At 65.4% G+C, this 11,513-nt stretch carries 12 protein-coding genes; 4 read left to right on the top strand and 8 right to left on the bottom strand.

Translation table 11 applies throughout. The features are described from left to right. Positions 1-2 precede the first annotated feature (2 nt). The 3 genes from fliE to flgB are packed head-to-tail and all read right to left on the bottom strand — an operon-like array spanning position 3 to position 1,199. Complete coding sequence (gene fliE, locus DND132_RS05550; RefSeq protein ID WP_014321726.1) at positions 3-332, bottom strand: flagellar hook-basal body complex protein FliE; 330 nt, start codon at positions 330-332, stop codon at positions 3-5. An 18-nt stretch (positions 333-350) separates the two neighbouring features. Then, positions 351-788: a flagellar basal body rod protein FlgC gene (flgC, locus tag DND132_RS05545; RefSeq protein WP_014321725.1), complete on the bottom strand. Its 438-nt coding sequence runs from the start codon at positions 786-788 to the stop codon at positions 351-353. Then, entirely contained in the window at positions 789-1,199 is a 411-nt protein-coding gene (gene flgB / locus DND132_RS05540; RefSeq protein WP_014321724.1) for a flagellar basal body rod protein FlgB, read from the bottom strand. It lies immediately after the preceding gene. 433 nt (positions 1,200-1,632) lie between these two features. On the opposite strand from flgB, the gene DND132_RS05535 reads away from it, so the two are divergent. From DND132_RS05535 to hflX, 3 genes are all read left to right on the top strand, one after another. Then, positions 1,633-2,196: a tetratricopeptide repeat protein gene (locus tag DND132_RS05535; protein ID WP_014321723.1), complete on the top strand. Its 564-nt coding sequence runs from the start codon at positions 1,633-1,635 to the stop codon at positions 2,194-2,196. 459 nt (positions 2,197-2,655) lie between these two features. Further along, complete coding sequence (locus DND132_RS05530) at positions 2,656-3,252, top strand: IMP cyclohydrolase (protein ID WP_014321722.1); 597 nt, start codon at positions 2,656-2,658, stop codon at positions 3,250-3,252. Positions 3,253-3,504: 252 nt separating this feature from the next. Then, complete coding sequence (hflX, locus tag DND132_RS05525; RefSeq protein WP_014321721.1) at positions 3,505-5,178, top strand: GTPase HflX; 1,674 nt, start codon at positions 3,505-3,507, stop codon at positions 5,176-5,178. 100 nt (positions 5,179-5,278) lie between these two features. On the opposite strand, the gene DND132_RS05520 is transcribed toward hflX, so the two are convergent. The 4 genes from DND132_RS05520 to DND132_RS05505 form a co-directional block, all read right to left on the bottom strand. Then, on the bottom strand, positions 5,279-5,764 hold the full coding sequence (locus DND132_RS05520; RefSeq protein ID WP_014321720.1) for a hypothetical protein: 486 nt from the start codon (positions 5,762-5,764) through the stop codon (positions 5,279-5,281). A 96-nt stretch (positions 5,765-5,860) separates the two neighbouring features. Then, a complete protein-coding gene (locus DND132_RS05515) occupies positions 5,861-6,880 on the bottom strand; it encodes a cation diffusion facilitator family transporter (RefSeq protein ID WP_014321719.1) in 1,020 nt (339 codons plus the stop codon). A 4-nt stretch (positions 6,881-6,884) separates the two neighbouring features. Continuing rightward, positions 6,885-7,472 (bottom strand): glycerol-3-phosphate 1-O-acyltransferase PlsY, encoded by a 588-nt coding sequence (gene plsY, locus DND132_RS05510; RefSeq protein WP_014321718.1) that lies wholly within the window; start codon positions 7,470-7,472, stop codon positions 6,885-6,887. Positions 7,473-7,542: 70 nt separating this feature from the next. After that, positions 7,543-9,597, bottom strand: coding sequence for a ribonuclease catalytic domain-containing protein (locus DND132_RS05505; RefSeq protein ID WP_014321717.1), 2,055 nt, complete (start codon positions 9,595-9,597; stop codon positions 7,543-7,545). A gap of 87 nt (positions 9,598-9,684) precedes the next feature. Here DND132_RS05505 and DND132_RS05500 point away from each other — a divergent pair, with 87 nt between their 5' ends. Next, positions 9,685-9,981, top strand: a complete 297-nt coding sequence (locus DND132_RS05500; protein ID WP_014321716.1) for a SemiSWEET family sugar transporter — start codon at positions 9,685-9,687, stop codon at positions 9,979-9,981. A gap of 55 nt (positions 9,982-10,036) precedes the next feature. Here DND132_RS05500 and DND132_RS05495 read toward each other — a convergent pair whose 3' ends face one another. Next, positions 10,037-11,311, bottom strand: a complete 1,275-nt coding sequence (locus DND132_RS05495; RefSeq protein WP_014321715.1) for a phosphoribosylaminoimidazolecarboxamide formyltransferase — start codon at positions 11,309-11,311, stop codon at positions 10,037-10,039. Positions 11,312-11,513: the final 202 nt, after the last annotated feature.

Raw genomic sequence — 11,513 nt, 5'->3', positions numbered from 1 at the left:
CCCTAGAAGGACATCTGCATGATTTCCTTGTACGCGTTCATGATCTTGGAACGGACGGCGCCGGTCATCTGCATGGCCATGCCCGCCTTCTGCATGGAGATCATCAGTTCATGCACGTTCTGGGTCTTGCCCGAGGCGAACTCCTCGATCATGGTCTCCTTGGTCTCCTGAAGGTCGTTGACCTTGACCAGGGAGGACTTGAGGGTATCGCTGAAGCTGCGGACGGGTTCCTGGGGTTTTCTCAGGCTCTGGGAAACCGTGGAGTCCACCGTGCGGCGGCGGATATCCATGGCGTTCTGATAGGCGTTGAGGGCGACGCTTTTGACGACCATCTACCGTACCTCCTTGCCCTAGCTGCCTATGGTCAGGGCTTTCTGGAACATGTTCTTGACCGCCTGGACGGTCTGGACGTTGGCCTCGTAGCCGCGCATGGCCTGCATCATGTTGGCCATCTCCTCGACCACGTTGATGTCCGGGTAGAACACGTAGCCCTGGTCGTTGGCGTCCGGGTGGTTCGGCTCGTAGACCTGCTTGAACGGGCGGTTGTCGGCGAGCACGCCGGTGACCTTGACCCCCTCCAGGTTGCGGTTGAGCTGGTCCTGCATGGCCTGGTCGAAGGGCGAGTAGACCGGCGTGGCCTCGAAGGAGACCGTCTTGCGCTGGTATGGACCGCCCCCCGCCGTTTCGGTGGTGCGCATGTTGGCCATGTTCATGGAAATGACGTTGAGCTGCGCCCGCTGGGCCGTGAGCCCGGACGCGCTGATGTCGAGTGCCGTCATGAAGTCCATTTACTTGCTCCCTTCCTGGATGACCTTGCCCATGCCGTCGAAACTCTTTTTGATGACCGAGGCCAGGGCGTTGTACATCATGGTGTTCTTGGCGTTGGTGGCCATTTCCTTGTCCAGGTTGACCTCGTCCTGGCCGTATACCTCCCGCGCCTGGAGGTCCTGGATTCCGTCGCCCTTGAACCCGTTGGGGTCGAAGGCGATGGGCAGGTGGTCCTGCTGGGTGCGGGTCAGCTTGCCCAGGGCGTTCTGGTTCAGTGCGCTCTGGAGGCGTTCCTCGAATTCGAGACGGCGCGCCTTGTAGCCGGGCGTGTTCACGTTGGCGATGTTGCCCGTGACGATATTTTGACGTTCCAGGCGCAGGTCCATGACCTTTGCCGTGACGTTGAGGTTGTGCTCGAAAAGTCCTCGCATGCCTTGCTCCTCCTGCATTCGCGTGTCGGTTGCGGCCCGGCGCGGGCACGTTTTTCCGCCGGGGCCGCCAGACACTAAGCAACTCCCGTTCCAATCAAACAACCTATTGAAATTATGAATGAAGTGTGAAAAAGAACAGGGCCGACGTCAGACTCCCGGCCACGGACCGTGCCCGGGCCGGTCCCGGGCGGGCGGCGAAACAGGGCAGAATATTCCCTTTGGCCCGTTTCCGGCCGGTGCCGGGTGCGGACCGTTCACCGGGTGTATGATGTTAAAAGCGTTTTTATTCAGTATGTTGCAAATTTCTCGGCCGGGCGTCGGAACGCCGGCTTCCGCTCCTTGGCACATTGATTGCTAGATCGGAGTCGGCCGAATCGGCCAAGGAGATCTTTTCAGCCCGGCATCCCGGGTAAAGGAGAAATGGAGGGGAACTATGAGTGGTCATCTGGATTACGAAATCAACAAGGAACTCGGCGAATGCTACCTGTTCATGGGTGAGCTGGACAAGGCCGAGGAGTACTACAGGAAGGCCGTCAGCTCCAACGGCGTCCATCCCGACCCGTACCTCGGCCTGGCCACGGTCGCCGTCCAGCGCGGCGATCTGGAGGATGCCGAGGTCATGTACAGGAAGGCCCACAAGATCGAGCCTTCGGACAAGAGTCTTTCCGGGATAGCGCTCATCCGCATGGAGAACGGCGACAGGGACGAAGCCTTCACCCTGTTCGTCGAGGCCCTCGGCATGAATCCCGAAAACATGGTCGCCCTGTTCAGCCTGATCCGGCTCGGCCATGAAACGGAACGCATCGGCGAAATCATCCCGCACCTTGAGAACTATCTCGAAATCGACCCGGCCAAGCACGAAGTGCGCTACTCCCTGGCCGGGTGCCTCGCCTGCGTCGGGCAGATGGACGCGGCCATCCGGCATCTCGAGCTCATCCTGGACAAGGACCCCGAGAACGCTTCGGCCCGGGAAATGCTCGACCAGTTCCGGTCCTGATAACGGTCTCCCCTCCCGTTGATTTCCCGTCCCGCGCCGCGTGCGGAGGCGGGGCGGGAAATCAGCCTTGAGACCATCCCCGGCGCGCATCGGGCACGCCCACGCCCAGAGACGGCCCCTGCGGAAAGTCCGTGGGGCGGTGTCGTTTTTTCGCGTTCCTCCCGCGTTCGGCACCGGGCGCACCCTCCCTTCCGAACTTCCCCACGACTTTGCATCGGATTCCCGTTCTCCTGGCATTGCGGGCTGTTGAGACTCGTCGGCCCGCCCGTACCGGTCCGTCCCCGGCGGCTAGTCCCCGGTTTTTTCGCGGTTTTTGGACCCCGCCTCCGAAACGGTTTGCACACTTGTGGAAAAGTGGCCGGACCTTGCGCCGTTTTTCGGCGGAAACCGGGGCCTTCCGCGCCTTGCCTTTGGGCGGCAAATCTGGCAAGGGCTCTCAAAACATTAAGTGAGGTTGCGATGAATCTGTTGCCTGTTAAGCGAGCCATACTGTCCGTTACCGACAAGACCGGCCTGGCCGAGTTCGCCAAATTCCTGGTGGACCGGGGCTGCGAACTGGTCTCCACCGGCGGTACCAAGAAGATGCTGAAGGAGGCCGGGCTGCCCGTCACCTCGGTGTCCGACGTCACCGATTTTCCCGAAATCCTCGGCGGCCGGGTCAAGACCCTGCACCCGCACATCCACGGCGGCATCCTGGCCGACAAGGACGACGAGGCGCACATGGAGACCCTGCGCGACTTCGGCATCGAGCCCTTCGACCTGGTCTGCGTCAATCTCTACAACTTCGCCGACGCCGTGGCCAAGGGGCTGGACCTCAAGGCCGCGGTCGAGCAGATCGACATCGGCGGACCGACCATGCTCCGCGCCACGGCCAAGAACTTCCACTCCATCTGCGTGGTCCCGGACCCGAAGTACTACGAGACGGTCGAGCAGGAGATCGAGGAGCACGGCGGCCTGACCCTGCAGTTCCGCAAGGAGATGGCCACCCTGACCTTCCGGCTGACCAGCGAGTATGACGCCATGATCACGAAATACCTCAGCGAGAACGACGCCTAGGAATCACGCACGCGGCTTCCGATAGCGGGCCGTCTGCACATTTTGGGCTCGCGCAATCCGTCAACGTAGTCGGCTACGCCTCCGGTTGCGCTTCGCCCGGGAAAATGCACAGCCGACCCACTCTCGAAAGCCTTACTGTGGGATTAAAGAAAGAAATGCCCCTTCCGATCAGGGATCGGAAATCACCCCGAGGCAAAGAATCGGGATGATTTCCGGTCCCTGATCGAGTATGTGTCAATCAGCGTCGGTCCCATGGCCGAATCGGATCTTACCGGGAGCACGATCATAGCCCAGAAGCCCAAGGGCAACCTCCAGGGGTTGAAGCCCAACCAGATAAAGCGGCTGTCCCGCCTGTACCAGCGCCAGTTTCCGACCGGCGCGGTCTACACCACCGAGCAGGCCCGCGAGCTGGCCGAACTGTCCCAGGACACCGGCCGCCAGCTCGGCCTGCTCATCGACCGCCAGGGCAAGGTGGAGATGGTCCTGGTGGGCGACAATCGGTCCATCTACATCCCCGAGCTGCCCCGCGCGCGCATGGCTTCGGGCCGGTTGCGCGGCCTGCGGCTGCTGCACACCCACCTGGCCGAGGAGAGCCTGAGCCAGGAGGACCTCATGGACATGGTCTTCCTGCGCCTCGATTCCGTGGCCGCCCTGACCGTGCGCGAGGGGTTCCCGGTGGCCGTCGAGGCCGCCCACCTGCTGCCGCCCAACCCGGACGAGAAGAGCTACGAGCTGTTCCCGCCCGTGCGCTGGGACCGGTTCGAGCACGACCTGGGGGCCATCACCGCCGCCCTGGAGGACGAGTTCGGCCGCCAGGCTGACGGGCAGGGCACGGGCTCGGACGAGGACCGGGCCTTGTTGGTCAGCGTGGACGAGACCCCGCGCCCGGTGCAGGAACTTTCCCTGGCCGAGCTGGCCGAGCTGGCCGACACGGCCGGGCTGGTCGCGGCCGGGACCATGATCCAGCGGGTGCGCAAGCAGAACCCCAAGTTCATCCTGGGCAAGGGCAAGCTGGCCGACCTCGAGGTCCGGGCCCTCCAGGCCAACGCCTCGATCATCATCTTCGACCAGGAGCTGTCGCCCACCCAGATGCGCAACCTGGCCGAGATCACCGAGCGCAAGATCCTGGACCGCACCCAGCTCATCCTGGACATCTTCGCCCAGCACGCCACGAGCAAGTCCGGCAAGCTCCAGGTGGAGATGGCCCAGCTCAAGTACACCCTGCCGCGCCTGGTCGGAAAGAACCGGGCCATGTCCCGGCTCATGGGCGGCATCGGCGGGCGCGGGCCCGGCGAGACCAAGCTCGAGATCGACCGCCGCCGGGCCAACGACCGGCTGACCCGTCTCAAGGACGAACTCAAGCAGGTCCGCAGGCACCGCTCCCAGACCCGCGAGCGCCGCGCCAAGGCCGGGCTGCCCGTGGTCTCCCTGGTGGGCTACACCAACGCGGGCAAGTCCACCCTGTTGAATACCCTGACCAGCTCCAGGGTCCTGGCCGAGGACAAGCTTTTCGCCACCCTGGACCCGACCAGCCGCCGCATCCGCTTCCCCGAGGAGCGTGAGGTGGTCCTGACCGACACGGTCGGCTTCATCCGCCGCCTGCCTCCGGACCTGAAGGAGGCCTTCCGGGCCACCCTGGAGGAGCTGGACTCCGCCGACCTGCTGGTCCTGGTCTGCGACGCCTCCCACCCCGAGGTGGAGGAACAGGTGGAGGCGGTCCGGGCCATCCTGGACGAGATGGAGCTGTCCTCCATCCCGTCCATTCTGGTCCTGAACAAGTGGGACAAGCTCGACGAGGAGGGCCGCGCGGCCATGCGCAACGTCTACCCCGAGGGCATCCCGGCCGTGGCCGTGGACCGGCCGACCCTGGAGCCGGTGGTCCAGGCCATCCTGGCCAACCTCCCGTGGGATAAGCAGGTTTCCTAGAGGGTTATCGTTTCCCTTCTCGCCGCGCGGCCTTTCGGCGGCTGCGCCAGGCGTCCGCCACAAAGGCCAGCGAGACGAGCTGTTGGGCCATGAGGATGTATTATTCCTGGCTCCCCATCAGGGCCGCGCAACCGAGGTTGCCGAGGATGAACCCGAGGTAGCCGAGCGCGCTGCCCTTGGCCGACAGGTAGGCGCCCATCAGGAATCCGGCGGCCACGCAGAGTTCGAAGACCTGCGTCAGGGTCGTGATGCCCCCGAAATCGTGGAGGCTCGCGCCCAGGCCGAGGACCACCGACCAGCGGGCCAGGAGGTCGAGCCACCTCGGCTCGTGTCCCCGTCCGCGCAGGGCGATGATGAAGCCCATGAGCATGGCCGGGGACCCGCCCGCCTCCACGCTCGCCGCGATCCAGTTGCGTTCCATGGCGAAGACCGCGACCCAGGCGGGCAGCCCTGCCAGGAAGATGCCCCAGGACCACAGCCGCCATTGCCGGTCGCCTTCCGGCGTCGAGCTGCGCTCGGCGCCGCAAAAGCCTATCTTGTTGAGCAGGTAGCAGGACCCGCCCCATATCTGCAGGATGATATCCATACGAATGTCCCTCGTCCGGCCCGGGGCCGGTGTCGACGTTGCGAAAGACATGGGCCGGGGCCCATGACCTTGGTCGATGGAGAAGGGGAATCGGGGCTATTCGCCCGATTCGTCTTCGGGCGGGGGAGGGGGCGGCGGAGAGGCCTGGGAGGCCGGAGATGTCGGGGTTGCCGGGGAGGTCATGGGGCAGTCGCCGCCCAGGCTGGCCGCACAGGCCCCGCCCACGGACTTGCCGTCGTAGGAGGTCTCGCTTTCCAGCGGTTCCACGTGGATGGTCACCTCGGCGCGGGACAGCTTGGAGTGGATCAACTCTTCAATCAGTTCGCAGAGTTCGTGGGAATCGTGCACGGTCATGGAGCCGGGCACGAGGAGGTGGAAGTCGATGAACCGCTTGGGACCGGACTTGCGCGTCCTGAGCCCGTGGAAGGTGCACTCGTCCCCGGCGTAGCTCTGGATGGCCTTGGCGATGAGTTCCAGTTCCTCGGGGGGCAGGGAGTCGTCCATCAGTCCGCCCACGGACCGCTTGAGCAGGCCCAGGCCGGTGAAGACGATGTTCACGGCCATGAGCACGGCGATGATCGGGTCGAGAATCTTCCATTGGGGCATGACGATGATCACGGCCAGCCCGGCCACCAGTCCCACCGAGGTCCAGACGTCGGTCAGCAGGTGCCGGGCGTCCGCCTCCAGGGTGATGGAGTCGAAGCGGTCGGCCGCGCGGAGCATGATCCGGGCGACCAGGAAATTGATGACCGAGGAGAGCAGGGCCAGGAGCAGGCCGGGCCCGAGATGGCTCAGTTCCTGGGGCGAGAGGAAACGGTCGATGGCCGCGTAGCCGATGCCGAAGGCGGCCACGATGATCAGCACGCCCTCGATGCCGCTGGAGAAATATTCGGCCTTGCCGTGGCCGTAGGCGTGGTCCGCGTCGGCCGGGCGCAGGGCGATGGTGATGGCCGTCAGGGCGAGCACGCCCGCGGTCAAGTTGACCAGGGATTCGGTGGCGTCCGAGAGCAGCCCCACGGAGCCGGTCAGCCCCCACGCGCCGAACTTGAGCACCAGGGTCAGGATGGAGGCCCCGATGGAGTAGATGGCGTAGCGCTTGGGGGAGGCCTTCTGCACGGTCCTATCCCTTCTTGAGCCAGGGGTTTTCCTCGCCCCGGGCCAGCCGCCGGATGTTTTCCCTGTGCCGCCAGAACAGGATGAGCATGACGGCCAGGGCCACCGGGATGTAGGCGAAGTTGCCGGACAGGAGCATGAGCACGGGCAGGGACAGGGCGAAGGTCAGGGAGCCCATGGACACGTGGCCGGTCAGCCAGACCATGAGCAGGCACAGGACGATGCAGACCAGCGCGGGCCAGAAGGCCAGGCCCAGGAACGCGCCCACCGTGGTGGCCACGGCCTTGCCGCCCTTGAAGCGCATGAAGCAGGAAAAGACGTGGCCGAGGATGGCCGCCAGGGCGATCAGGGACAGGGCGAAGGGGGACTCGACCCAGGACGCGGCGAAGAGCACGGGCAGCAGCCCCTTGAGCACGTCGCAGGCCAGGGTGGCGATGCCGAACTTCATGCCGCACAGCCGGGCCACGTTGGTGGCGCCCGTGTTTTTGCTGCCGTCCTTCCTGGGGTCTATGCCGCACGCCGATCTGGCGATGACCAGCCCGAAGGGGATGGAGCCGAGGACATAGGCGAACAGGGCCCAGAAGATGAAGGTCATGGTGTTTTCTCCCGATAACTCGCGGTTGGTGCGTGATCCTACAGAGTTTTCGACACGTTGAAAAGCCCGGCTATTCCTCCAGGGCCTCGCTCAGTCGGATTTCGTTGGTCAGCGGGTCGATGCGCGAGAAGTTTATCATGAACTTCTGGCCCGGATAGAGCTTGTCGCCGAGCATCTTCTTGGGCGCGCGCACGTTGACCTGGAGGTGTGGCATGGCCAGGGTGGCCATGGGCCCGGCCTCGTCCACCAGCACGGCGGGCTGGAACTCGCGGCGGCGCTTGGCCAGGTAGACCAGCTTCCAGTACCGGGGGCGGAACCGCTGCACCGCGCTCACCGCCTGGATGCGCATGTTCAGGTGGGTGATCAGCTGGTCCAGCTCGTCGCGGTCCAGGCGCGGCGCGCCCGAGGCCAGGAACGAATCCACCTGGGCCATGTTGATGAAATCGGTGTAGCGCCGCAGCGGCGAGGTGATGGGCGCGTAGGCCGGGACGCCCAGGGCCGCATGCCGCTTGGGCGCGGTCTCCAGGGTGGGCGGCAGGAGCAGCTTGACCGAGCGCAGTATTTCGGCGGGCTCGGTGAAGATGCCCGCGGACTCCGGGGGCAGGGCGATGTCCTGGGTGCGGTGGAGCAGGGGCACGTCGTTGTCCCGCGCCCACAGGGCCAGCCCCGAGTTGGCCAGGATCATGAATTCGCTGACGAGGAGCTCCGAGCGCAGGCTCGGCGTCTTCAGGTCGATGTTCACCTCGGTGGCCGCGCCGCTGCCGGTCAGGCTGACCATGGGCTCGGGTTTGCGGATGACGCAGGCCCCCGAGGCCAGCCGCCGCTCCAGCAAATGGGTGGCCAGGTCGTGGGCCAGCAGCAGGGACGGGTCGGTGCGCTCTGCGATGGCCCGTTCCGCGTCCTCGTAGGTGGTGTTGGCCCTGATGCGGACCCAGGCCGTGCGCGGCGCGACCTTTTCGAGCACGCCGTCCGCGTCCAGGAAGAAGTCCGTGACCAGCGCCGGGCGCGCCTGCCCTTCGAGCAGGGAGTACAGACCGGTGCCGAGCCGCTCGGGCATCATGTGGCTGGTGCCCTCGGGCAGGTACAGGCTGGACACCCGGTGCAGGACCGCCCTGTCCAGGTCCGAGCCGAAGGTCCAGTGGGCCTCGGGCCGGGCCAGGACGATGGTCAGCCGGTAGCCCGTACCGTGCCTCGCTATGCAAAAGGCGTCGTCGATGTCCCGCGTGGTGCTGGCGTCGATGGACACCGCGTCCTCGATCTCGGGCGTCTGGGCTTGATTGGAAAAGCGCGTCTCCAAATCTTCGATTTCACTGATGAAGGATTCCGACCACCCGTCGCCCCAGGCGTACTCCGCCTCGTCCAGGTGGTAGTTGTGGTGGGGCGGCAGCACTCCCCAGGTCTGGGCCAGGAGCAGGGCCAGGTGCGGCACGTCGGGCAGCCCCTTGGCGATGGCCGTCCAGATCTTGCGGTCCTCCTCGTACAGGGTCTCGCCGACCTTGCCCTTGAGGATGCGGGCGAGCCCGTCGGCCAGGTCGGGCGCAAGCTCGGGCAGGCGCGGCTTGCGGCCCTGGTTGTAGGCCCCCCAGAGCTCGGCGAGCAGGGTCTGTCCCGCGCCGGTGATGGCCTCGCGCTCCTTTTCCTCGGCCTGCTGCCGGAGCTTCTGCTCCACCTTTTCGGCGGGCCAGACCTCGAACACGGGCGGGCGGAACTTGAAGTGGGTCTTGGCCTGGAGCATGGCCCGTCCCAGGGCGGCCAGGCGGTCCTCGTCCCACTCCTCCCAGAGGAGGTCCGCGAACCACGACAGGGGCGCGGACTCCACCTCGCCCTGGGCCAGTTCCCACAGCTCCATGACGTCCAGCCCGGCCTGGATCTCGCCGCGCGCCTCCTGGCGCTCGTTCAGGATGTTCTGGACGTCCTGGCGCGAGACCTCGGCGGACAGCGCCGGGCCCTGCCACGGCAGCAGCCGGGCGGCGGGCAGCTTCATCTCGCGCTTGTTGATGGTCAGCAGGCGGAGCTTGCCGGACGACTCCTCGAGCACCCAGGCGAGCTGGGGCTGGTCGCCGTGCATGAATTCCACCACCGTGCCGGGGCGGACCGTGGGACCGAGGGAGATTGGTTTAGCCATATGTCAGTCGATGTGTTTTCGTTGCGATAACGATCCGGTTAGCATGAAACGGTTGTCAGCGTAAGGGCGTGCGCGTATGGGAACGGCATGCGCATGGATATCCTGGAACTCCTCGGCCTTCTGGCCGGATGCTGCACCACGGCGGCCTTTTTCCCGCAGGTCCTGCACACCTGGCGGACCCGCTCCGTGGCGGACCTGTCCCTGCGCATGTACCTGCTGATGACCGTGGGCGTCTTCCTCTGGCTGGTCTACGGCCTCTTCATCGGGTCCCTGGCCGTGACCCTGGCCAACTCGGTCACCCTGGTGCTGGCCGCGTCCATCCTGGTCATGAAGCTGGTCTACGGCAGGCCGTCCGCCAGGGACTTCGACCACCGTCCCAAATAAAAGGCCTCGCCGAACTCCTGCCCGGCGAAGCCCATTTCCTCATGCAACGTCCGGCTTAGTGCTTGAAGGAGCGCTGCCCGGTGAAGACCATGGCCACCTGCGGCGTGGCCTCGTTGACCGCCTGGATGACCTCGTGATCGCGGATGGAGCCGCCGGGCTGGGCGATGGCGGTCACGCCCTGGTCGATGCACAGGTCCACGCCGTCGCGGAACGGGAAGAACCCGTCCGAAACCACCACGGAGCCGGGCAGGCCGCCGCGCGCCTCCTCGGTGCGCCTGTCGATGTCGTCGAGCTGCTTCTTCATCTCCGGGTCCTTGATGGCCGCCAGCTTGAGCTCGAACAGGGACTTGCCCAGTTCCTTGGAGGCCAGCAGGTCCGCGTACTTGATGTACGCCTTGGTCACGGCCAGGAGCACGCAGCCCACGCGGTCCTGCTCGCCGGTGCCGATGGCCGTGGTCACGCCGTCGCGGGCGAAGATCACGGAGTTGGAGGTCACGCCGGCCTCAACGGCCCAGGCGAAGAGCAGGTCGTCCGCCTCCTGCCTGGAGGGGGCGCGGGCCACGAAGGCGTTGCCGTCCTTCTCGGCCTCGGCCGGGAGAAAGTCGTCCGCGGACAGGATGGCGTTGCGGAAGGAGAACTGCAGGACCATGCCGCCGTCGGACAGGGACTTGATGTCCAGGAACGGTGTCCGGGACAGCTTCTCCAGCTCGGCGATGCCCGGAATCTCCAGGATGCGCAGGTTCTTTTTCTTTTTCAGCACGGCGAGCGCGTCGGCGTCGAACTCGGGCGCGGCAACCACCTCGAAATACACGGAGTTGATCAACTCGGCCGTGGCCAGGTCGAGCTTGCGGTTGACCACCACGGCCCCGCCGAAGGCGGCGATGCGGTCGGCCTCGAAGGCGCGCTTGAGCGCCACGGCCACGCCCTCGTCGGTCCAGGCGGCCCCGCAGGGGTTGTTGTGCTTGAGAATGAGCGCGGCCGGCTTGGCGGACAGGTACTGCAGGATGTTCAGGGCGTTGTCCACGTCGGTCAGGTTGGTCTTGCCGGGGTGCTTGCCCGCCTGGAGCATGTGCTCCTCGGTCAGGGCGGAGACCAGTCCCTGGCCCGCGCCGATGAACTTGACCCCGCCGATCTCAAGCTGCCCCTGAGCCAGCTCGTAGAGCGCGGCGGGCTGGTCCGGGTTCTCGCCGTAGCGCAACCCCTTGGTCTGGCCGTCGATCTCCCAGGTCCGTTTCCGGAAGACCAGTTCCTGGTCGCCCAGGGTCAGCTTCATGTCCGCAGGGAACGGGTCCTGCTGCAAGGTGTGGTACATTTTCTTCAGATCGCTCATCGCTAGACTCCCTGTTGTTGCCGTGTGAGGGGGCGTTCATAACACACCTTCCCAGGGCGGGCAATGATTGGGGGTCGACCCTTCCCGGCATTCAAGCATCCGTTTGAAATAACCTGTAAATAATAATTGTTATAACGTCCGGCCGGGGTATTGTTGAGGCAAACGAAAACGCTCCGGACGGGCCGGACTCGTTACCCCGCGT

This window comes from Pseudodesulfovibrio mercurii (assembly GCF_000189295.2).
Lineage (GTDB): Bacteria > Desulfobacterota > Desulfovibrionia > Desulfovibrionales > Desulfovibrionaceae > Pseudodesulfovibrio > Pseudodesulfovibrio mercurii.
This window is presented reverse-complemented; position numbering and strand designations above follow the sequence as displayed.